The 24199-nt window shown below is 42.2% G+C and carries 11 protein-coding genes; 4 read left to right on the top strand and 7 right to left on the bottom strand.

Annotation, left to right across the window (positions count from 1 at the left end):
* Positions 1 to 158: 158 nt before the first annotated feature.
* The 3 genes from lacZ to rhaT all read right to left on the bottom strand — a co-directional run bounded on the left by lacZ (position 159) and on the right by rhaT (position 8988).
* The gene (lacZ, locus tag DYH63_RS11330; protein ID WP_369692778.1) at positions 159 to 3254 is read right to left on the bottom strand and encodes a beta-galactosidase, LacZ type; all 3096 of its coding nucleotides are present in this window, start codon (positions 3252 to 3254) and stop codon (positions 159 to 161) included.
* 398 nt (positions 3255 to 3652) lie between these two features.
* Positions 3653 to 7714 carry a hybrid sensor histidine kinase/response regulator transcription factor gene (locus DYH63_RS11335; protein ID WP_116788913.1) on the bottom strand — a complete coding sequence of 1354 codons (4062 nt, stop codon included), beginning with the start codon at positions 7712 to 7714 and terminating at the stop codon, positions 3653 to 3655.
* Positions 7715 to 7941: 227 nt separating this feature from the next.
* Complete coding sequence (gene rhaT / locus DYH63_RS11340) at positions 7942 to 8988, bottom strand: L-rhamnose/proton symporter RhaT (protein WP_116788914.1); 1047 nt, start codon at positions 8986 to 8988, stop codon at positions 7942 to 7944.
* Positions 8989 to 9186: 198 nt separating this feature from the next.
* Here rhaT and DYH63_RS11345 point away from each other — a divergent pair, with 198 nt between their 5' ends.
* Positions 9187 to 10845 (top strand): alpha-L-rhamnosidase-related protein, encoded by a 1659-nt coding sequence (locus DYH63_RS11345; protein ID WP_116790813.1) that lies wholly within the window; start codon positions 9187 to 9189, stop codon positions 10843 to 10845.
* Positions 10846 to 10988: 143 nt separating this feature from the next.
* On the opposite strand, the gene DYH63_RS11350 is transcribed toward DYH63_RS11345, so the two are convergent.
* From DYH63_RS11350 to DYH63_RS11365, 4 genes are all read right to left on the bottom strand, one after another.
* Positions 10989 to 12137 (bottom strand): alpha-hydroxy acid oxidase, encoded by a 1149-nt coding sequence (locus DYH63_RS11350; protein WP_116788915.1) that lies wholly within the window; start codon positions 12135 to 12137, stop codon positions 10989 to 10991.
* A gap of 33 nt (positions 12138 to 12170) precedes the next feature.
* The gene (locus DYH63_RS11355; RefSeq protein WP_116788916.1) at positions 12171 to 13547 is read right to left on the bottom strand and encodes an FGGY-family carbohydrate kinase; all 1377 of its coding nucleotides are present in this window, start codon (positions 13545 to 13547) and stop codon (positions 12171 to 12173) included.
* 11 nt (positions 13548 to 13558) lie between these two features.
* A complete protein-coding gene (locus DYH63_RS11360) occupies positions 13559 to 14839 on the bottom strand; it encodes a sugar isomerase (RefSeq protein WP_116788917.1) in 1281 nt (426 codons plus the stop codon).
* A 167-nt stretch (positions 14840 to 15006) separates the two neighbouring features.
* The gene (locus DYH63_RS11365) at positions 15007 to 17103 is read right to left on the bottom strand and encodes a bifunctional aldolase/short-chain dehydrogenase (RefSeq protein WP_116788918.1); all 2097 of its coding nucleotides are present in this window, start codon (positions 17101 to 17103) and stop codon (positions 15007 to 15009) included.
* Between the two features lie 324 nt (positions 17104 to 17427).
* Here DYH63_RS11365 and DYH63_RS11370 point away from each other — a divergent pair, with 324 nt between their 5' ends.
* The 3 genes from DYH63_RS11370 to DYH63_RS11380 all read left to right on the top strand — a co-directional run bounded on the left by DYH63_RS11370 (position 17428) and on the right by DYH63_RS11380 (position 24198).
* Positions 17428 to 18474, top strand: a complete 1047-nt coding sequence (locus tag DYH63_RS11370) for a GntR family transcriptional regulator (RefSeq protein ID WP_116788919.1) — start codon at positions 17428 to 17430, stop codon at positions 18472 to 18474.
* Positions 18475 to 18559: 85 nt separating this feature from the next.
* A complete protein-coding gene (locus DYH63_RS11375) occupies positions 18560 to 20893 on the top strand; it encodes a glycoside hydrolase family 3 C-terminal domain-containing protein (RefSeq protein WP_116788920.1) in 2334 nt (777 codons plus the stop codon).
* Positions 20894 to 21180: 287 nt separating this feature from the next.
* Positions 21181 to 24198 (top strand): SusC/RagA family TonB-linked outer membrane protein, encoded by a 3018-nt coding sequence (locus DYH63_RS11380; RefSeq protein WP_240408978.1) that lies wholly within the window; start codon positions 21181 to 21183, stop codon positions 24196 to 24198.
* The last annotated feature ends 1 nt before the right edge of the window (position 24199 follow it).

The raw sequence follows: 24199 nt of genomic DNA on the forward strand, positions 1-24199 counted from the left end.
TGTGAGTAAATAGGCTGAGTTGTACTGAGTGCATATTGCGCAACCGTTTATATTTCATATAAGCTTGTTTAAGCAGCTATGCTTATGAAATATCTTCTTAATCATCACATAGGTGGATCTGTCATAGGCTAAAATAGGGGTTTGAGTTTCGTGTTTGGTTATTGAATTAAATTTATTGTGTATGTGTAAGTATATGTATCGGCAGTAAGCATGTACTGAGCGTGTGGCAATGCACCCCAGCTGGTATCGCCTCCTACCCCACGTTGTGCAAGGTCTATGTGCAGGTACACTTTATCTTCGGGTTTTACATCATTAATGTGTCTGCCATTTTTTGTAAGTCCCGGATCCAGGCTTTCTGTAGATACATTCATGGCGCTAAAACTTAATGGCTGTGCTCCTGAAATTGAAAGCCCTGCTCCCGCCGTGTTTGTAAGTTGTATCCAGCGGGCATCCGTTTTATATCCAGACTCCTGCGGACGAATGTACTCCCATGTAAACTGACTTGATACCTTGTCTGAATATGTGCCTACAAAGGCTGCGGTATTTCTGTCGGCATAATTCTCCCATGGGCCACGACCGTAATATTGCAAGTTATCATAAGAGCCGGGTAACTCCATACGCATACCAAAGCGTGGCATTTCAGGCAGGTTTTTACCTGTGCGGTTTATGGCTGCGGTAACCTTAATGCTGCAATCATTCTGTATTAAATAGGTAACAGTGTAGGGTGCATTTACACCTCCAAGGGTATATTTTACTTCTACAGGTAACCCTGCATCTGTTTTTTTACCAATCGTTACACTTTCTACTTTTGGGTTTTTGTTAGCATCTTTCCAGATACCTAATTTTTTAGGCATTTCATTACCAAAATCGTTATCTGTTGGGGCACGCCAAAAATATGGTATAGGGAACGCACTAAGCGTTTCGGCAGCGCCCGACTTTTTATAGCTTGAAATCGTACCTGTAGCCAGGTTAAAACTTCCGGTAATGCCATTGCCTTCAAAAGTTAGTGTATTGCCTTTTTTCTTATAGCTGAATTTACCTTCTGCCTTAACCGACTTCTCAAAGTAATTGCCTTTTATTTTAAACTGTTCGCGGGCAAGTTCTGTATTTGCAGGTACAAGGTTTTTCTCTGCTTTTGTAACAGCATATACGTTAAGATAGTACTCTGCATCGTCAGCAGTATCAAGTGTAAGCGCTATTGCTGTTTCTTTACCAGGCTGTGTGTTTGCGGTAAGATTACCAGACTGGCTTACTTTACCATTTCTTAAAAGCTCCCATTTAAAATTGAAGTCGGCAAGGCTGGTATAGTGGTAGTTATTCTTAACCACTACTTTGCCATCCTTATAGCTAAACGTAATGTCCTGGTACACTTTTTTAACTTCTACAAGGCCTGGATCGCCTACCCTGTCTGCTGTTACAAGGCCATCTGCACAGCCGTTCTCATCATGCTGTAGGTTAGCCCCGCCAAGGTCGCCGCCATAAGCCCAGTATTCTTTACCGTTAGCATCTACCGCTTTAATGCCCTGATCTACCCAGTCCCATATAAAGCCTCCCTGCATGTGCGGGCTTGTTGCTATAATATCCCAATATTCCTGAAAATTACCGGTACTGTTACCCATAGCGTGTGCATATTCGCACATAATGTATGGCCTTGTAACACTTGACGCAGCATACTTTTTCATGCTGTTTATTTCCGGATACATAGGGCAAACAATATCGGTATCTGTATTTTCACCAGCTTGTTCAAACTGCACCGGCCTGCTTGTATCGCGTTTTTTAAGCCATTCATAAGCTTCAAAAAACACAGGGCCATTACCACATTCATTACCCATAGACCAGATAATTATTGACGGGTGATTCTTATCGGTTTCATACATACGCTTTATACGATCTATATGAGCAGGAGCCCACTCTGGCAAGTAAGCCGGGTGTTTACTCTTATCAAATGCATTTTGAAGCTCAGCGCCCATATCATGGGTTTCTATATTAGCCTCGTCTACAACATACATACCATATTCATCACACAATTCATATATGTAAGGGTCGTGCGGATAGTGACTCATACGTATGGCATTGATGTTGTTTTGCTTCATAAGCGCTACATCTTTGCGCATCATTTCTCTATCAGGGGCATGGCCTTTTACCGGGTGGTGCTCGTGCAGGTTAACGCCGTGTACCATAATTTTCTGTCCGTTTACAAGTAGCTGGGCATTTTTGATCTCTACCCTGCGGAAACCTGTTTTGCCTGAAATAACCTGTGTTTCTCCTTTCTGCCCTTCCCACTTCATGGTGTAGCGATACAGGTTTGGCGTTTCGTTACTCCATTTTTGTACGTTTTTAAGCGTAGTGGCAAACTCAAGTTTTGTTGTATTTTCAGTAAGTTTTTTAGTAGCAGTAAAAACTTCTTTACCTAAATTATCTGTAAGGCTAAAGATAAAGTTACCGGCTCCCTTAGCATTAATAACGTTATATTTTTTAAGGTCTACCGTAGCAGATAAAACACCATTATTATAGCTGTCATCCAGGCTTGCCCTTACTTCATAATCTTTTACAGAAACTGCCGGAAGCGCCTGCAAATACACATCGCGTTCTATACCGCTAAGACGCCAGAAATCCTGGTCTTCAAGGTAGCTGCCATCATGAAAACGGAATACCTGTACTGCAAGCAGGTTATTACCTTTTTTAAGGAAACTTGTTATATCAAATTCGGCAGGCGTTTTACTTGCCTTGGTCATACCTACCTCTTTGCCGTTCATAAACACACGTGCATATCCCGATATCGAACCAAAATGCAGGATAACCTCTTTACCCGTCCAGTTCTCAGGCACGGTAAAGGTTTTGCGATAGCTGCCTACAGGGTTATAATCCGGCGCTATGAAAGGCGGATTTTTAGGGAACGGGTATACAATATTGGTATAAATAGGAATGTCGTAACCCTGCATTTCCCAGTTAGAAGGCACAGGTAATTCTTTCCACGCGCTATCATTAAAACCGGGTGCATAAAAGTCCTGTGGCCTGTCTGCCGGCTTTTTTACCAGGCTAAACTTCCACTGCCCGTTAAGTGTTTTATAATATGCCGAAGCCTCCGGATTCGCCTTTACAGCATCTTCCTGTTTATCATACATTATAAAAGTAGCATGTGGCTGTTCTTTATTACGGTCTACCGCTTGCGGGTTCTCCCATTCATTTTTTTGGGCAGCCACAAACTGTGTAGCGGTTAGTAATAAACAGGCAATAACGTTCTTCATTTCCATATTATAATTTTATCCTTTTGTTTTTATGCCCGCAGTTGTGCTGCGGGCGTGTGTAAAAAACATTTAAAAAACTCTTCTTTTATTTTACAAACGATTTAAAATATTGGCAGAGCTTTATTGACAACCTGTCTTACATATAAGTTCTCAATAAAACTCCCTAACCTTACTTAAACGTTGTAGTAAGCAGAGCAAAGAAAGGGGTAGTTACACAAAACACAGGGGGGTAAATTGGAAAAAAAGGGAGGGCAATTTCGCAAAATTCAGTTTTAAAGCCTTAAAAATAGGGATATACAAAAAATATAGAGAATAATATGCATTTTACACAGTACACAATAGTGTGATATGTACATTTATTTTTACCCTATAAATGGGAAATTATTGATGTTAAGCAAAAGCTATTATTTGATGATATTAAGGTCGCTGTTAAAAGAGCTTTTGTATTTCTTAATATATTCTGACGGTGTCATGCCAAATAGTTTTACAAATTGTTGCCTAAAGTATTTCTGGTCTTCAAATCCTACCAGGGCACTTGCCTGGGCAATGTTTATATTTTCGGTTAGCATAATTAATGCTGCCCTGCGCAATTTTACCGATCGTATAAAAGCGTTTAGGGTCTGACCTGAAATGATCTTTATTTTTGTGTAGAGCGTACGGTGGCTCATGCCCATTTGTATAGCAAATGATTTAATAGAAAAATCAGGATCATCAAAACCGGCTTCGATAATCGTGATACATTTCTTTAAAAAGTCCTGATACTCTGCAGGCACTTTCTGGGTATTTTCTTTGAGGGTAATGCTATCAAGAAAATATTTTCGCAGGTTACTCCTGCTGCGCATTAGTGCATCTACACGTGCCAGAAGTATATTGTCATCAAAAGGTTTCATGATATAATCGTCTGCCCCATCATTAATGCCCTGTAAATGCGTTTCGGTATTTTGCGATGCCGTTAATAATATTACCGGTATGTGAGACAGTTCGTCACTACCCTTAATTTTTCGGCAAAGCTCCAGCCCATCCATAACCTCCATAGTAATATCGCTTACAACAAGATCTGGCATATGCTGCTTTGTAAGCTTTAAACCATCTTCGCCATTCTCTGCACTATATACCACATAGGCTTCAGAGAACATCCTTATCAGGTAGCTCCTAATATCAGGGTTATCATCTATAACCAGTATTGATCTCTTGTCTGTCAGTATCTTTTTATTAAGTTCTTCATCCGGCCCGGTTTCCTCTACGGTTATTTCATCCAGATTATCTGCCAGGAGTTCTTCTACAAGTTCGCTCATTTTAGGGGTAGCTTCACTTATCTGAATATCTTCAAAATGATCATATCCCTTTAAAAAGTTTAATACAAACCTGCTGCCTTTACCCGGCTCGCTGGTGCAGGATACCCTGCCCTTGTGTTTCTCTGTAAAATATTTTACAATATAAAGCCCGATGCCAAAACCGGTACCTACAGATACATGGGCACTTGCCTGCCTGAATTTTTCGAAAATGGCCTGCAACTCCCCTTCCGGTATGCCTTTGCCGGTATCTGATATTGCTATTTCAATTTCTTTATCTGTCTGCGAAAGTAAAAGGCCTATAGTACCGCCCGGAGGCGTATACTTAAAGGCATTAGACATTAGGTTAAACAACGATATCTCAATTTTTTCGTAGTCGCCAATAATTTCAATATTCTGATCCGGCATTTCAAAACTGTAAGTAATTTTTCTGTCTTTTGCCTGGCTTACAAAGCATTGATAAACCTCATTGCACAGCTGGTTGATGTTGATGGCCGAAATCTTAAGCACATCTGCATCGCTCTTAGCCTTACGGAAAAGCAATAACTGGTCTACAAGGCTCAATAGCCTGCGGGCATTGCGGTGTGCAACAGCAAGGTCATTAGGCAGATCAGGATTACTATCGGGCTTTTTTATAGCCCTTTGCAGCGGATTGATAATAAGCGATAAAGGTGTACGGAATTCATGCGATATGTAGGTAAACATTTCGATCTGCTTTTCTGCAAGTTCCTTTTCTTTATTACTTTCCATTTGCGCAAGTTTTACCTTATAGCGCATCTGTTCCCTGTTTTTATTATAGCGGATGTAAGAGTATATGGCTCCTGCGACAAGGGCCGCATACAGCATATACGCCCACCAGCTCCTGTACCACGGCGGCAATACCGTAATGTGCAGCAAAGCCGTAGGTGTATTCCAGGTTCCGTTTATATTTTTTGTTTTCACCTTAAAGGTGTAATCGCCTTCAAGAAGGCGCGTGTAGTTAGCCCTGCGGCTGTGGTTAACGTAGTTCCAGTGTTCGTCCCATCCTTCAAGGTAATAGGCATAGGTTACTTTATCGCTGTTCTTAAAATCGGGCTCCACAAAATCTATTGACAGCGTAGTTTGATCAAACGGTAGCTTAATACCGTGTATTTGCCCTTTATGCTTTTCTGTAACAAACTCTGTTTTCTTCTCTACAGGGTTGTTGTTTATAGAAAGCCCCGATAATAATATGTTTGATCCCGGCTTTGTATCTTTAATTAACTCAGGCCTGAAACTATTGAATCCCCTAATACCGCCAAAGAGGATTTCTCCCGTAGAAAGTTTAAGTCCTGCATTAAAACTAAACTGGTTACTCTGGAGGCCATCATTTGCCGAAAAATTCATGAAAAGATTAGTGTCGGCATCAAAACGGCTAAGTCCGTTATAGGTACTCATCCACAAGTCGCCGTTTTTATCTTCAATAAGGCGAAGGATTGTATTGCCGGGCAGGCCATCTGTAGTAGAAAATCTTTTATACTTTTTTGTTTTACGGTCAAAAAGCAACAGCCCTCCTTCCTGGGTACCTACCCAAAGCCTGTGCTTACTGTCTTCAAGCACAGCCCGTACAGGATATCCTATTTCATACACCTCGTGTTTACGCTTATTGGTATCAATGCTGTATAGCGAAGTGTAATTCCCGCCCCAGAGCTTACCATCTGCAGTTTCTGTAAGGCATTGCAGGTTATTTATTTTTGCATCAAATAAATCAAAACGGTTTGCTTTTATATTAAAGCGGTACAGTGCGCCCTCGTTAGTTGCGCTTGCCCAGATATCGTTGTGAGAATCTTTATAAACCAGCCAGATGTTTTGCTCAGTTTGTCCCGTAACAGGGTTATAGCAATTAAAATATTCTGTGCGGCCGGTAGCCGGGTCAATGCGGTTTACCCCTCCTGCCCAGGTAGAAATCCATATTCGGTTTTGGGTATCCCGTACCAGGCCGGTTACAAAATTGCTTGTAAGCTTGTATTTAGAACCTTCTGCTTTTGAATAATGGTTGTAAGAGTTGCTTTTCCTGTCCCAGTAGCGCAGGCCTGCACCATCTGTACCTATCCAAAGGTTATTTTTTTCGTCTTCGCAAAATGAGAGTATAAAATTCTCTGTTAGATTATTTGGGTCAGTACCTTTATATTTTATGGTCGAAAAATAAGTTGGTGTAGCGCCTATCGTACTTATACCTCCCCTCAGGGTTCCTATCCATTTATTTGCCGCGCGGTCTTTATAAAGGCAGTATACGGCGTTACTTTTAACCACCGTTTCTTTATTTTCATTGCTGTATGGCACTGCCTGTTTTGCACCTTGTGGTAGTACAAACAACCCTCCGCCGTCTGAAGCTATCATTAGCTTATTGCCATCTGCAAGGAGGTTAACCACATTTAGCCTGGGCAAAAAGTTTTGAGAAATAACCTTTGCAGCAGTATCATAAAAAAGCAATCCTTCATCTGCCCCTATCCATAATTTTCCGGTACTGTCTGTTATCATGCAATTGGCTCTAAGGTTAGATGCATAGACCGGGATAAGATTACCTTTGGTAACATCAAACCTGCACAACCCTAAATTTCGCACAAAAATCCAACCATAACTTTTGCCCGGTACCGGCTGTACAGCCAGTACATCATAATTATATACTGGTTTTTTATCTGTAACAAGCGGTATCTGTTTACCTAAAAACGACTTGCCATCATACATAATAAGGCCACTTTGCTGCGTACCTACCAACATACCATAACTGCCAAAGCTTTTTATCTGGTGTACGTTTCCTATAATTGCCTGCGGTTTATTACCCACTAAGAATTCTAATGGCTTAAAAACATCAGTAACCTGGTCGAGTACACAGCCTCCGCTGGACGTACCTATCCATAAATTGTTTTCTGCATCGCCAGACACACAATATACATTATTACTTATTAGCGAAGAGGTATCACCCAAACGATTGCGGTACACTTTAAACTCATAACCATCATAACGGTTTAAGCCATCATAAGTGCCTATCCACATAAAGCCGTTCATATCCTGGTGCATGGTAAGCACCGAGTTATTAGAAAGGCCATTACTTATATCATAAAAGGTAACAGGATAGCGCTGCCCGTGCAACAATGATATAAAAAGAAGCATTGAGCAGTAAAACGATAGCCTTATTATTTTTATGAAATTCATGTATAAAAATATGGTCGAAAAAAAATGAATATTGTATAATTATTGCTGCGCCAAATTAATATTAATTTAAAGAAAACACAAAAATACATTCACAATATACAATTGCTTTTTTTATAATGATCTTGGTAAAGAAGCTCAAACGCCATTTAAAAACTACTCTAAAGCATAAAAAAAGGCTGCCCATTGGCAGCCATCTGAACTAAAATATTATTAAAAACTCTAATGCACTACAGTGAACTGCCATAACCTACAATGGCTACTGACAGCAGCAATATAACAACGCCGCCTATCATGGTAACCCGCGCCTTATGCCCTGCACTAGACCATTCTTTAAGGTACAGCCCCCAAAGGTTGCCGGTTATGATAATGGTAGACATATGCAATATCCAACTGCCTGCCCCATTGCCCAGGCGGCTTTCGCCCATGCCATAGAAGAAAAATTGCAGGAACCACGTTGTACCTGCAAGTGCAGAAAATATATAGTTTTTTAATAGCGGTTTTTTGCTATCTGAAAATGCACCAAAAGATTTGTTCTTTTTAAACAGGTAAATACACCAAACTGCATTTGTAGTAAACCCACCCCACAATACTACTAAAAACGTAATATTATTTTGAAACAGCGGATTAGCCCCCTGCTCTAAAGCCAAGGCTGCTAAAGGTCGGCCAGCCTCTATACCGTAATTAAAGCACGAGCTCAGTGTTCCTGATAAAATGGCCAAAAGTAGCCCCTTCTTCAAATTGAACTCTCCCCTATTGGTAGTATCGGCATTTTTAATGTTACGTTCTTTTAAAATACCTGCCCTGCCGGAAACCGCTATGCCTGCAATACAAACCAGTACTCCCAGCAAAACCATTTGCCCTCCGGCAGAAGCCAGCATCTGGCTAACGGTAACCTTACCATCCTGAGGTACTAAATCATAATATAGCGGTGGTAGCAACGCCCCAAACGCAGAGCTGAATCCTAATATAACAGAGTTACCTAAAGACATACCCAGATACCGCATACCCAGCCCGTAAGTAAGGCCGCCCACACCCCATAATAACCCAAAAAGAACAGGCCAACCAAGATATTGCGGATGCTCTGTAATTATGTTTATAAAATTTGGTATGGTAAGCGCAGCAGCGATAAAGGGTACGATGATCCAGGAGAAAAGTCCGCCGGCGATCCAGTAATTTTCCCAACTCCAGTTTTTAACTTTTTTGTATGGCAGGTAGAAACTTCCGGCAGCAAGGCCACCGGTTAAATGAAATATAACTCCGAAAAAATAGTACATAATTTGTGTGTGGTTAAGGTCTACCTATACCGAAATCGATATAGACGGTAACAATATTACATCAAAAAACAGGTTTAACCATCCTGCACCGTCCTGTAAAATAAAGATTACATAAAAATAACAGTACACTACAGGATACCGTTACAGGCTGCAATGTTTACATTTGAAACATCAAACCCTATAATTGAAAATAACCAAATGACTTTTACAAAACCTTTATCTAAGTTTATCGTTATCATGGCAGCATTACCCCTGTTCATGAACGCGCAGGACCATTACCCAGCAGGACAGCGCGAAAAATGGCTGGACATTGCCAAAGAAAATACGCCCAAATTAATAGAAAGCATAAAAAGACCTGTTAGTCCTGTAAAACTGGCGGCAGATGCCAAAGCTTTTCAGGGTTATAAAGCCGAACCAAATGGCAATGTTGCCGATGTATATCAAAAATCATTCAAGCAGCAGTCTGGTACCGTGCTCGATTTTGGCGAACACCTTACCGGTTACTTTACCTTTACCGTAAAAACATTGAACAGTGTGCAGGATGCGCCATTGCGCTTTAAACTTACTTTTGGAGAAATTCCATCTGAAGTTGCCGTGCCTTTTGACCCCTACACCGGAGGCCTGAGCCGCGCCTGGCTTCAGGATGAAACCGTAACCGTAATCGAGCTTCCCGCAACCATAACCATACCCCGCAGGCTTTCTTTCCGCTACGTTAAGATAGAACTACTGGGCAGTTCGCCATATTTCGACTTTACCATAAGCGATGCAGTTTTAAAAGCCACAACCTCAGCAAAAAACACACCTGCCCCTTTAGCTACGGCAACAACAGATCTTATCAATAAAATTGATGCCGTGGGTCTTACTACCCTTAAAGAATGTATGCAGACTGTTTTTGAAGACGGCCCTAAGCGCGACCGCAGGCTGTGGATAGGCGACGTGTATTTACAGGCCCAGGCCAATACTTATTCATTCAAGCAGCACGACCTTACTAAACGCTGCCTGTATTTATTAGCAGCCCTGTCTCAGGAAGATGGTTATTTGTATTCTAATATTTTTGAAGCTCCACAACCGCACGCACAGGAGCGTTCTCCGTTTTTATTTGATTATGCACTATTATATAATGTGCTTTTAAAAGATTACCTGGCTGCCACTAACGATAAACAAACTGCAGCCGACCTTTGGCCTGTAGCCAAACGCCAGATGGATAACATTACCACATACCTTGATGCTAATGGTGTTTTTGATGCTGATAAAGCCGTAAAAAACTCATGGTGGCTGTTTGTAGACTGGAACGATAAACTCGACCGACAGGCAGCGTTACAGGGTGTTATGATATTTAGCATGAAACAAACCCTGGAACTTGCAAAACAATTAGGCAAAGAGAAAGAAGTGGCACAGCTACCGGCGCTTATAACCAAAATGACAGCCGGGGCGCTTAACAAGCTGTATGATAAAAAACAAGGTGTATTTATTAGTGGTACATCTAAGCAGGTTTCTTATGCTTCTCAGTCATGGCTTATTTTAGCAGGAGTTGTAAAACAAAAAGAAGCGCAAAAAATACTTAAAACCCTTCAGGCAAATGCAACTGCTGTAAGACCCGGCGGCCCATACCTATATCATTATTACGTACAGGCTTTAATAAATAGTGGGCTTACTGCTGATGCTAAAAAAGTTATTACAGATTACTGGGGTGGCATGGTAAACAAAGGTGCCGATACTTTCTGGGAGGTTTATGACCCTACAAATGATGAACTTTCTCCATACAACTTTTTCCCTATAAACAGTTACTGTCACGCCTGGAGCTGTACTCCGGTTTACTTTATCCGTAAGTATCCTGAAATTTTCCAAACAAAATAACCTACCAATACCATTAACAAGACCGCTCATTAATTTGAGCGGTCTTTTTTTACCCAAAATAAAACGGGCTACCTAAATGGGCAGCCCGTTTACACAAAAAACAATAACCTGAAGTATGGCCCACTACAAATTATTTAAAACTATTACTTTATAAGGTGGTTAGGAAAATCTTCTGTTCTTTCACAACACACCTGCTCCATTACCTGTTGCAATTGTATTTTAAGCAGCGAAATGGCATGGTTACCACCTTCATTGCCCAATGCGGCTACACTATACATAAACGTGCGCCCTAAAAAAGTAAAATCAGCTCCACAGGCCAAGGTACGTGCGACATCAACACCGGAGCGGATGCCGCTATCCATCATTACTTTTATCTGGTTTTTATATTTTTCTACAATAGGATGCATAGACGCTATGGCACTTTGCCCCGCATCGAGCTGCCTGCCCCCGTGGTTAGAAACTATAACGCCATCAAAACCAAGCCTTATGGCCATTTGTACATCTTCTTCGCTTGCCACACCTTTTAGAACCAGTTTACCCTTCCATTTATCCCGTATTGGGGCAATACGTTCTTCGTTTACCCTGCCAGAGAATGTGCGGTTCATAAACTGCCCCAGTTGCGCCATGTTCAGTCCTTTTTCCATATAGGGCTTCAGGGTTTCAAAAGCAGGTTGGCCGTGTATCAGGGTTTTAAGCGCCCATTCCGGTCTTCCTAATATCTGGAGTATATTCCTGAGTGTCATCCGTGGTGGCATTGCCAATCCGTTACGGATATCCCGCGGACGGAAACCAAACGTAGGCACATCGCTCAATACAACAAGTACAGGATATTGTGCATCTTCAGCACGTTGAATAATGCTGTCGCGTACTGCCGCTTCTGCCGGATGATAGAGCTGATACCAGGCACGCCCGTGGGTAAGTTCGGCTATGCGCTCTATGCTTGCAGTGGTAACAGTACTCAATATAAACGGGATGTTATGCTCATAAGCCGCTTTTGCCAGAATTTCAGGCGCATTAGGCCACATTAATCCCTGCAGGCCTACCGGCGATATACCAAATGGCGCGTCATAGGTATGCCCAAACAGTTCTGTCTTCATTTCAGACTTAATGTGCTTAGACAGGTAATAAGGCTTTAATTCAATATCGCGTATATCGGCGGTATTCTTAATCAGGTTTACATCCTCATTGCAACCACCGTCCAGGTATTCAAAAGCAAAGCGCGGTATTTTGCGCTTTGCCTGATTTATAAGGTCTTCAACCGATGGGTAGTTGCTGTTATATTTTAACTGCATTGTTATGATTATTTTTTATAAAATTGACTCTGCTCAGACATCAAAAAACAACGGAACCAGTTTCTTCATCCTGTAATTTTCTTTCAGGAATTTTGAGGTTACCTGCCTGTCTGATATTACCATGGCGGCTCCTAAAGCTGACCCCAATGGCGAATGGGTAGAAAGTACTTTAAAGTTACTGTAATGGTGCGACATTAGTTTCATAAACACATCATTATCAGTAAATCCGCCATCAATATAAATGGTTTTGATATCGCTGCTGCCTATGGCATTGTTTATAGTATCTATCTGCAACTCCATAAGTTCGATCATCAGCTGGTGATAGGCTTCTTCAAAAGTAGCAAACGGTACCAGATCTGTTTGTTGTGGCAACCTTTTAAGATTTACACCTTCAAACTTAAAATATACCGCAGGCTTTTCTACCAGCTTTAAATAAATATCACGGTCAAACTGCACCTCGCGGTGGTAGCCATATTCTTTATTGTAATGCTCGGTAAGCATTTCTACCTGTACCCTGTACTCGTTACCCATAAAAAAGCGGGAAGCTTTTACACGCCTGCCATCTATCCTTAAATAATTAAGGGTGTTATTTTCTACATCCTGCCGGGTAAGGCTATCGGCATTATAGGGGTTGAGCGCAATACTCCACGTGCCTGTGCTAAGCAGCAGGAACGGTTTTTTTTTGCTTAAAATATACGGCAGCAATGCCGACGAGCTGTCGTGTATACCCACCCCTATTTTTATCTTTCTGTCTTTATAAGTTGTATTAATGCTTGCCGATGTGGGCACTATAGGCGGCAGTATCCTGTCGATACCTTCGGCGTGTACCCAACTATGATAATCTTCGGCATCATAATCCCAAAGGTTAGTATGGCAGCCTATGCTTGTATACTCGCTTACAGGGATGCCCGTAAATAAATAAGAGAGGTATTGCGGCAGGTGCAGGCTGTATTTTACACGGCTAAATATTTCAGGCTTTGTATATTTTAACCAATACAACTGCATGCCCGAATTTAGCATACCCGATTGTGGCGATGCTGTTTGGGCTGCAATAGTCAGCGTATCTCCATACCTTTCATAGAACTGGTTTGTAATCTGCTCAGGTATAGCCTTTGTATAATTGTATAAGGGCGTAAGTGGTTTGCCTTTATAATCAAGGTGTACCAGGCTCGCCCCGTATGATGAAAAATTCAATGTTTTTACGTCATAATCCGAATGTTCCAGTATGCTGTCCAGTGTATGCTCTATCCAGTTGCGCAGCGCATCGAGGTCTTCAGCCTCAAAGCCATCTTCATCAACGGTTAAGGGCAGGTCAGTATACTCGCGGTGTACCTCATTATAATCATCATCGAAGAGGAAAAACTTTTTATTGGTCTTGCCAATATCAAATACGGCATTAACTTTTACCATATCTATAGCTTTTACAGGCCTGTAGCCTTAGAATTTGTCCCTCTTTCTTTAATCAACTCATTGCGCACACCCAAAGATCTGTAAGCTGCCAGCGGGTCTATTGCACCACCGGCCTTTTGGCGTGCTGCCTTTAGTATCGGCCTTACATCTGTACGGTAAGCATCCTGTAATATTTCCTGGCATTTTACCACATCGTTATCCTGCTGCGCCTGCCTTAACGCTTTTTGGTCTACCAGCAATGCCTGAGTATAAGCAATACGTATGGCCTCAAGCGATTGTATAAGGTCTTCTAACGGATCTTTAGTATTATGGCTGGCATCGATCATCCAGGCAAGGTCAGGGTTTTGTGGATTGTTTTCCATACCATACACCAGTTCATTAAAAATAAGGAACAAGGCATACGGCTTGATAGAACCTACGGTAATATCATCATCACCATATTTGCTGTCGTTAAAGTGGAAACCACCCAGCTTGCCCTTCATCATCAGGGTAGCCACAATCTGCTCTATGTTAGTATTTGGCAAATGATGCCCAAGGTCTACCAATGTAAAGGCATTGTTTCCACAGGCATTAGCCAGCATAAATGATGTGCCCCAGTCCTGTATAACAGTGCTGTAAAAAGCAGGCTCATAAGGCTTGTATTCTATAAACAGCTTCCAGGCATCGGGCAATGCCGCATAAATGGCTTTAAGGCTGTCTTCAGTATGTTGCAGTACCGTCTGGAAATTGCGCTGCCCCGGGAAGTTAGCCCCGTCTGCAAGCCAAACGGTAAGGCTTTTAGAACCAAGCTGCTCTCCTATTTTTATAACATCTATATTGTGCTGAATGGCATAATCGCGGGATGCGGTTGTAGTGCTGCTTAATGAACCAAATTTATAACTCTCTTTTGCTCCCGGCTGATCCTGAAAGGTATTAGAGTTCATAGCATCAAATACAATTCCGTGCCCGGCAGCTACTTCTTTTATAGCCTTTATATCCTGCGGGATATCCCATGGAATATGCAGCGACACTGCACCTGCGCTCTGTGTAAGTGCATGCAACAGGCCTATATCATCAAGCTTTTGCTCTAACGATGCAGGTTCGCCTCCGTAAGAGAAGCGCCCAAAACGCGTGCCACCGGCACCCAATGCCCAACTTGGAATAGCCACCTGAAAGGTGGCTACTTTATTTATAATACTATTTACATCTATACCTTTTTTAGCAAACCTGTTGGCTATCAAATCAAGCTCAGCTGTAAATATTGTGTCTTCTTTTTTATTAAGGTCAGCTATGTGCTGTTGTGTAATCTTCATTTAAATGAGGTTTGGTTTATTAAATTTAAGCCACTAACCCAGCATAATCGAATTGGCAGGCAAGTACACAAATTAAAACGAATTTTAATTCTGATAAAATATCGTTTTAGTAAGTTTAATTCTCTAATTGCAGCTACTTAGATTATTCTAATTTGTGGCTTCTTTTTTTAGCGTACAAAGGCATTTGCCATGCCGCCATCTACGTTAATGGTGCCGCCGGTGCTCTTATCTAAAATACCCACACAGGCAAATACACCATTTGCTATATCTTCCGGCAATATAATTTCGTTAAGCAGGTTACGCTTGGCATAATGCGCAGGCAGCTCTTCAACTGTAATGCCGTATGCTTTGGCACGGCCTTCGGCCCATTCGCCTTCCCATATTTTACTGCCCACAATTACCCCATCAGGATTAACAGTATTTACACGTATCTTATCCGGGGCAAGTTCTGCGGCAAGCAGACGCGTCATGTGTTGCTGACCTGCTTTAGCAGTACCATAAGCTACATTATTAGGACCCGCTACGAGTCCGTTCTTGCTTGCTATATGCACAATGTCGCCGCCAAAGCCCTGTTTTTTCATAATCGCTACACCTTGCTGCGCCATAAGGAACTGTCCTTTTACAAGTACATCCTGCAGCAGGTTCCAGTCTTTTAGCGTGGTATCTTCTAATGATTTTGATATGGCAAGCCCCGCAGAATGTACAACAATGTCTACACCACCAAAAGCAAGGCAGGCCTTTTTATAAGCCGCCGTAATCGATGCTTCATCGGTAACATCGCAAACTGATCCATCGGCCAAATCCCGTTTATAGGTTGCTAATGCAATTTGCAGGTTCTCCTCACTAAGGTCGGTCAGTACTACATTAGCCCCCTGCTGAATTAATTTATCGGCAATAGCCTTACCAATACCTCCTGCTGCGCCGGTTACTATGGCAACCCTGCGGCTCAGTGGCTTTTCGGCAGGCATACGCTGTAGCTTCGCTTCTTCAAGCAGCCAGTATTCAATATCAAAAGCTTCCTGCCTTGGCAGCGAAGTATAGGCTGTAATAGCCTCTGCACCGCGCATAACATTAATGGCGTTTACATAAAACTCACTGGCCACACGCGTGGTTTGCTTGTCTTTAGCAAAACTGAACATCCCCACTCCCGGATATATAATAATAACGGGGTTAGGATCGCGCATTGCCGGGCTGTTAGCGTGCTTACAGCTTTCGTAATATTGCTTGTATTCTTCGCGGTACTGCGCAAAAGCAGGCTCCAGTTTCTTTAGTACTTCCGTCGTATTATACACATCTTCATCCGTACTTAAATCAAGCACAAGCGGCTGTATCTTGGTACGCAAAAAGTGATCCGGACAGCTGGTACCCATAGGTGCAAGGCGCTCAAGGTCATTACTGTTAATGTATTGTAATACCACATCGCTATCGGTAAAATGGCCAACCATTTTATTTTCAGACGACGCCAAACCGCGTAGTAGCGGCATCAGCGTTGCGGCTTTATCAAGACGTTCTTCTGCCGAAAGGCTTTCCACCTTCTGTCCGCCAAAAACAGTCCCTTTTTCTTTTATCTTTTTCTCTATGTAAGCACTTGCCGCTTCGATAACCTCAAGGCTGTTAATATAACATTCATAAGACGTATCGCCCCAGGTAAACAGCCCGTGACTGCCCAGTACAATACCACGGATGCCCGGATTATCTGCAAGGCATTTTTCTAACTGAAGCCCAAGGTCAAAACCCGGACGTTGCCACGGCACCCAACCCATAGTGTCGCCCCAAATGTCTTTAGTTACCTGTTCGCTGTTTTGTGCAGCAGCAACCGCAATAAGTGCATCTGGGTGCAGGTGGTCTATATGCTTAAACGGCAGCAAGCCATGCAGTGGTGTATCTATAGATGGTGCCTTGCTGTCAAGGTCAAAAATGCAATGGTTAAAAAGTCCCACCATACGGTCTTCATCAGCCAGGCCGCCATATACATTTTTAAGGTCGCGCAGGCGCTTGGTATATAATCCGGCAATGCCGCCACGGGTAAGGGTGCCTATATCGCCACCACTTCCTTTTACCCACATTACCTCTACTTCTTCATTTGTAAGCGGGTCTTTTTCTATGGTTTTACAGCTGGTATTGCCCCCGCCATAATTAGTTATCCTTAGATCTGACCCCAGTATATTGGAACGATACAGGAACAGGGCAACCTCATCTCCTGCTAATTGAGATGCCTTTGCCTCGTCCCATAAATAATCTACATATTTAAATGTTTTTTCCATTTTATTGCGAATTACTTTTTATTGATTTGCCCAAAAGTAACCTTAACTTACTACGAAGGCATCCTGTACTGTACTGCTCAGTGTCAAACAACAAAAAGCACATCGGCCATACAGGATACAACAGGACTCCCACCTCAAAAACATTACATAATATTGCTGTCTCATACACGTTTGGGTTCGTAATAAGTTGGATAAAAGCTCTGCATCTGCAGGGCTTTTTGCTTTATGGGGTGTCCTGTAGTATCCTGCTAAAAATTTTAGCAAATCCATTTTTACTTATCCATAATTTAAATACATTTACGCATAATAAAAAATGCCTGCACCATGTCGCAAACGATTGAACTCAAAATTAACGAAAATTCAAGTATTCCCAAATATAAGCAGATCGTTGATTCTATTTTGGGCGATATCAAGCGCGGCCATATAAAGTTAGGCGAAAAAATACCTTCTATTAACGAACTTAGCGAAATGTGCTACCTGTCTCGCGATACCGTAGAAAAGGCATACAAGATACTAAGGGAACGACAAATAATAGAATCTGTTAAGGGTAAAGGCTACTACATATCTAATATGGACAGGATAAATAAGATCAATATCTTTTTTCTTGTCAATAAGCCCAGCACTTACAAAATGATGATCTACGACAGTTTTGTAAATGCCATAGGCGCACATGGCCAGGTAGATATGTATGTATACCATTGTGACGAAACCCTGTTCTCTAACGCCATACAGCGCAACCTTGGCAATTATGATTACTATGTGGTAATGTCGCACTTTCGAGATGCCAACAGTAACCATGTAAGCTACACGCCCGAAACACTATCAGCCATGGAGCAGATACCCAAAGATAAACTCATATTATTAGATAATACCAAGCCGGGGCTTGATGGCAAGTACAGCACTATATACCAGGATTTTAAAAATGACATCTACCATGCCCTGAATGAAGGGCTTGAAAAAATATTGCGATATGACAAAATGATACTGGTATATCCGCAAAAATCAACACATCCGTATCCGAGGAGAATTGTACATGGTTTTCAGCAGTTTTGCCGCGAGCATGATATTGATTTTGAAATACTGGAAGAGGTATATGAAGATATGGAGTTTACCAAAAGGGATATTTTTATAACCATACAGGAGCGCGACCTTGTAAACCTTATGCGGCAGGTGCGCAACCGCAACCTTACACTGGGCAAAGACCTGGGCATTATATCGTATAACGAAACGCCACTCAAAGAACTTTTAGACATTACCGTTATTAGTACAGACTTTAAGGCTATGGGCGAATGTGCTGCCTATATGGTGCTTAAAAACAAGAAAGAACAGGTAAAAAACGTATTTAAATATATAGAGCGAAACTCACTTTAAATACTGCAATTAGTAGCCTTTACAGTATAGTACAGGATGCCTTTACAACTTAGAGGCAATATGTTTGCGCTAAATACCAAACATTATGAAACACAAAAGTGTAAAGATCCTTTTTATTGCATTTGCATTATGGAATGCAAATACCTATGCCCAAAAAACGCCGCAACTGGGCAAAGACCCAATTCAAAAGGTTATTGATGCCATGACCCCTGAAGAAAAGGCACACCTGCTTTTAGGTACCGAAATGCTGGGTGCAACCATAGACGGTAAGCCACGGATGCATGCCCCGGGCGCCGCGGGTGCTACTTATGCAATTCCAAGGCTGGGTATTACCGCATTATTACTTGCCGATGGCCCTGCCGGCCTGCGTATAGAACCTAAAAGAGAAAACGACCCCAACACATATTACGCCACCGCATTTCCTGTGGGTACTGCATTAGCTTCAACCTGGAATACGACATTGCTCGAAGAAGTGGGCAAAGCCATAGGCAGCGAAGTGCGCGATTATGGTGTAGATGTATTACTGGCACCTGCCATCAACATTCACCGTAACCCATTGTGCGGCAGAAATTTTGAATACTACTCTGAAGACCCTGTAGTTGCCGGAGAAATTGCAGCGGCTTACATTAAGGGTGTGCAATCTCAGGGTGTGGGCACGTCTATAAAACACTTTGCCGCTAACAACCAGGAAACGAATCGCCTCTCAATTAATGAACACATAAGCGAAAGGGCAATGCGCGAAATTTACCTGCGTGGCTTTGAGATTGCCGTAAGGAAATCGCAACCCTGGACCGTAATGTCTTCTTACAACAAAATAAACGGCATATACACCTCAGAACGTAAAGACCTGCTTTGGGATATATTAAGGCAGGAATGGGGATTTAAGGGCTTTGTAATGTCAGACTGGTTTGGTGGTTACCATGATTTTGCCGCTACAGGCAGCAAGACGAGCGATGTAATAGCACAAATGAATGCCGGTAACGATGTACTGATGCCGGGTACAAAATTTCAATATGATGCATTAGTTGATGCCATTAAAAAAGGTACACTTCCTAAAAATGTTGTAGACCGTAACATTAACAGCATCCTGCAGGTTGTATTAAAATCGCCGGCATTTAAGAAACAGAAATTCAGCAATAAGCCCGACCTTGTAAGCAATGCCCTTATTGCGCGCAACGCCGCCGCAGAAGGAATGGTACTTTTAAAGAACGAAAGCAACACATTGCCTTACAACAACAAAGCTCAGAACATTGCACTCTTTGGCATTACTTCATACAACTTTATAGCCGGTGGCACTGGTAGCGGCGATGTTAATGAGGCCTACACCATTTCGTTACTGGACGGGTTATCTAACGCCGGCTTTAAAGCAGACCAGGGACTGAAATCGCTTTATGTACCATTTGTAGCAAATGAGGCCGACAAAGAACGTAAACGCCGTGAAGATAATGGTGGCATACTGGCTACACCAAAAAAAATGCCCGAACTGCTATTACAGGATGACCAGATTGCTAAGGCCGCAGATCAAAATGCGGTAGCTATAATTACCGTAGGTCGTAATTCCGGTGAAAATGGCGACCGCCAGCTTGCAGCCGATTTCTATCTGGCAAATGATGAGATTACGCTGCTAAACAAGGTGTCAAAACACTTTCACCAAAAAGGGAAAAAAGTAATTGTGATACTTAACCTGGGCGGCGTGATAGAAACAAACAGCTGGAAAGATAAGACTGATGCTATTTTACTGGCCTGGCAGCCCGGACAGGAAAGTGGCAATGCCGTAGCCGATGTTTTATCGGGCAGGGTAAATCCATCAGGCAAACTAACAATGACATTTCCTGTAGACTTTAACAACAATCCTTCGGCAGCAAACTGGCCGGGTACACCTGCCACTAATCCAGAAGAGGTATCGTATGAAGAAGGTATTTATGTAGGTTACCGCTATTTTACCACATTTGGCATAAAGCCGTCTTATGAGTTTGGTTTTGGCAAGTCGTATAGCTCATTTGCTTATACGGGTTTAAAAATAAGCGCAAAAGAATTACAGGATGAAGTAACCGTAACAGCCACGATAAAAAACTCAGGTCAGGTTGCCGGTAAAGAAGTTGCAGAACTATACATTTCTGCACCCGGTATAAGCCAGGACAAGCCTGTAAAGGAACTTAAGGCGTTTGCCAAAACCTCCAGCCTTGCACCCGGCGCTTCAGAAACAGTAACTTTTAAATTATCTAAAAGAGATTTTGCGTCGTTTAACAGTATAACAAATACCTGGACAGTAGAACCAGGTACCTATCGTATAGCTGTAGGCTCATCATCAGCTGACCTTAAGCTGGAAGGCACAATAAATGTAGCACAGGAAAAAGCGGTAGAAAAAGTGGGTGACGCCTTTGCTCAGGACAGCACACTTACAGAAATAAAGCCATAATATATTAGTCCCTAAGCATTTTACTATTAATGCCTGCCTAATCAGCAGGCATTTCTATTTTATAATCAGAAAAGAAATAGGGCTAATTATATATTAATTTTTAAGCCCTGAATTTTCTATAATCCGTCCCATTATATTAAAAATGCTAAAACGTTGTAGAAAATTTTAGCAAACCATCACAGTACAGGATACGTTTGCTAAACCATTCCTGTAATATTGAACTATAATTTAAAATAACCTAACCTTTTTTAATTAATCACTTATTTTTTATGGTAAAAGTATTACTAATGCAAAAAAGGCACTTCGTGCTTTTCTTTCTCTTTATCCTTACCGGTGCCTGGGCACAGGGGATAAGAGTTACAGGTACTGTTCGTGATGATGCAGGAGCCTCCCTGCCCGAAGCAAACATTATGGTTAAGGGTTCGTCTGTTTCCTCAGCTACAGATATGGACGGTAACTTTACCATCGAAGTACCATCTGCTGATGCTGTACTGGAAATTAGCTACATGGGCTTGTTAACCCAGGAAGTTAAAGTGGGTAACCAAACAGCTATAAATGTACAGCTTACAACCGATGTAAAGGCACTGGATGAAGTAGTTATTGTAGCATACGGAACCCAAAACAGGCGCAACGTAACCGGTTCTGTACAAACAGTAAATGCCAACGATATTAAAGACCAGCCGGTACCACAACTTACACAAAAGCTACAGGGTAAACTTGCCGGTGTGCAGATAACCCAAAATACAGGGATACCCGGCCAGGGCATGACCGTGCGTATTCGTGGGGCGGCATCCATATCATCCGGCAGCGATCCGCTTTATGTGGTAGACGGATTTCCGCTTCAGGGTAATATTGCTAACATTAACCCAGATGAAATTGAAAGCCTTACCGTACTTAAAGACGCATCATCTACATCGCTATATGGTTCGCGTGCGGCAAATGGTGTGGTGCTGATTACTACAAAAAGAGGAAAGAAAGGGCAAAATAAATTCTCGGTAAACATGTATTCCGGCCTACAGGCAATACCCGATAAAGGCAAGCCTGATATGATGAACGCACGCCAGTTTGCCCAGTTTAAAAAAGAAGTGGCTGAAGAACGCGGGCAGCAGGTTCCTGCAATGTTCCAGAATCCAGATCAGTATGGCAAAGGTACTAACTGGTTTGATGCCGTTACCCGCGAAGCTATCATACAAAACTATAACCTTACCTTCTCATCTGCTACAGAGAAATCGAGCACCTCTATAGTAGCCGGATTCAACAAGACTGAAGGTGTATTGTTAAACTCAAATTATAACCGTATCTCACTACGTGCCAATACTGATTATAAGTTTAGCGATAACATTAAAGTTGGGTTTAACATAGCCCCTACATTTACATCTAACAGCACCCCACAGAGTGACGGTATATGGTACAACGGTGCAAACATTATACAATCTGCACTACTTACCTCTCCCATTGCTTCTTATAAAAATGCCGACGGAACTATTCCATTAGCTATAGGCGACCAGTACGGAACGGCTGCCGGGCCTAACTGGTACAACCAGGTACAGGTGGTTAAGAATAAATCAAAACAACTGGGCTTACTATCAAATGCTTTTGTAGAAATAAAGCCTTTAAAAGACTTTACCTTTAAAAGTATGATAGGTGTAGATGCGGGCAATTCAGTATCAGACTCTTTCTACCCTTCTACAGCGGGTAACCTGTTTAACCCGCCAAATGAAGGCGATGCAACGCGCATAAGTGCTTCTCACGGTAACAGTTGGGCATATTCATGGCTTTGGGAAAATACGCTTGGCTATAGTAAAACTGTTGGCGAACATAATTTTGAAGCACTTGTGGGTTATACAGTCCAGGCAGCACATTCTGAAAGCGGCAGCCTTAACGGGCGTGGTTTTCCAGATAACAGGGTACAAACCATAAATGCAGCAACCATTGTTACAGGATCTACAGATGTGCAGGACTGGAGCCTGGCCTCTGTTGTGTCAAGAGTAAATTATAATTATAAAGGCAGGTACCTGCTTTCGGCAGCACTAAGGAGAGACGGTTCTTCAAGGTTTGGATCTGATAACAAATGGGGTAATTTTCCATCAGTATCAGCAGGGTGGATTGTTTCTGACGAGTCGTTTATCCCAGAAAACAATGTGCTTTCATTTATGAAGATAAGGAGTGCTTATGGTATTACCGGTAATAACAACATAGGCAATTACCTGCAATATGCAAATGTAGTGGCTACCAATAACCCGTTTAACGACCAGCTGCTAAACGGCAGCAGCGTAGCAGGGCTTAACAACACTGCATTAGGATGGGAAACCACCAAGCAGGTAGATGCAGGTATAGACCTCAACTTTTTTAATGACAGGATAAGGTTTGTATACGACTACTACCACAAAACCACCGATAACTTATTGTATTCTGTAGAAATACCTATCTCATCTGGGTTTTACAACTACACCACAAATATTGGCAAGATTGCCTTTTGGGGTCATGAATTTACCCTGGGTACTGTAAATCTTACCGGAGATTTTAAGTGGAATACTGATTTCAACATTTCATTTAACCGAAACAAAGCCCTTGAGCTTGGTACTGCAAATGCAGCAATATATGGCGACATGACCATAACACAGGTAGGCAAGCCATTCGGGCAGCTGTATGGCCTGGTGTGGGATGGTGTATATGCAACCCAGGAAGAGTTTGATAATTCACCTCATCATGAAGGTGCAGAACTGGGGAGTGTTAAATATAAGGACATGAATGGTGATGGTATAGTAACTAACGATACCAGAGATCAGCGTGTGCTGGGTAATACGGCACCAAAATTTAACTACGGCTTTACCAATACCTTTAGCTATAAAAACTTCGACCTTTCTGTAGTGTGCCAGGGGGCTTATGGTAATAAGATCATCAATATGGCAGACCGTTTTACCGGTAACCTTGACGGTTCTTTCAACGTGCTTAGCGATTTACAAAACAGGTGGAGGTCTGAAGAAAATCCCGGTAACGGAAAATGGGGTAAGGCATCTGGCAATACAGGCCCTGAGCGCGACTGGTCAAGCTCTAAATGGATGTACAACGGCAGTTACCTAACTATTAAAAATGTATCATTAGGTTACAGTTTTTCTAATGCGAGTGCAGACTATCTTAAAGGACTCCGCCTGTATGCCAGCGTACAGCAACTGTATGTGTTTACAAAATATCCGGGCGGTAACCCAGAGGTTTCGGCAGGTGCCGGATTATTCTCAGGTGTTGATTACACTACATACCCGGTTCCGAGGACGTTTACCTTTGGTATAAACTATAATTTCTAAA

Source organism: Flavobacterium psychrotrophum (assembly GCF_003403075.1).
Lineage (GTDB): Bacteria > Bacteroidota > Bacteroidia > Flavobacteriales > Flavobacteriaceae > Flavobacterium > Flavobacterium psychrotrophum.

What these genes read in the sequence shown, in the direction of transcription:
- lacZ (WP_369692778.1), bottom strand. Translation starts at nt 3,254, where the DNA reads ATGGAAATGAAGAACGTTATTGCCTGTTTATTACTAACCGCTACACAG.
- DYH63_RS11335 (WP_116788913.1), bottom strand. Translation starts at nt 7,714, where the DNA reads ATGAATTTCATAAAAATAATAAGGCTATCGTTTTACTGCTCAATGCTT.
- rhaT (WP_116788914.1), bottom strand. Translation starts at nt 8,988, where the DNA reads ATGTACTATTTTTTCGGAGTTATATTTCATTTAACCGGTGGCCTTGCT.
- DYH63_RS11345 (WP_116790813.1), top strand. Translation starts at nt 9,187, where the DNA reads ATGACTTTTACAAAACCTTTATCTAAGTTTATCGTTATCATGGCAGCA.
- DYH63_RS11350 (WP_116788915.1), bottom strand. Translation starts at nt 12,137, where the DNA reads ATGCAGTTAAAATATAACAGCAACTACCCATCGGTTGAAGACCTTATA.
- DYH63_RS11355 (WP_116788916.1), bottom strand. Translation starts at nt 13,547, where the DNA reads ATGGTAAAAGTTAATGCCGTATTTGATATTGGCAAGACCAATAAAAAG.
- DYH63_RS11360 (WP_116788917.1), bottom strand. Translation starts at nt 14,839, where the DNA reads ATGAAGATTACACAACAGCACATAGCTGACCTTAATAAAAAAGAAGAC.
- DYH63_RS11365 (WP_116788918.1), bottom strand. Translation starts at nt 17,103, where the DNA reads ATGGAAAAAACATTTAAATATGTAGATTATTTATGGGACGAGGCAAAG.
- DYH63_RS11370 (WP_116788919.1), top strand. Translation starts at nt 17,428, where the DNA reads ATGTCGCAAACGATTGAACTCAAAATTAACGAAAATTCAAGTATTCCC.
- DYH63_RS11375 (WP_116788920.1), top strand. Translation starts at nt 18,560, where the DNA reads ATGAAACACAAAAGTGTAAAGATCCTTTTTATTGCATTTGCATTATGG.
- DYH63_RS11380 (WP_240408978.1), top strand. Translation starts at nt 21,181, where the DNA reads ATGCAAAAAAGGCACTTCGTGCTTTTCTTTCTCTTTATCCTTACCGGT.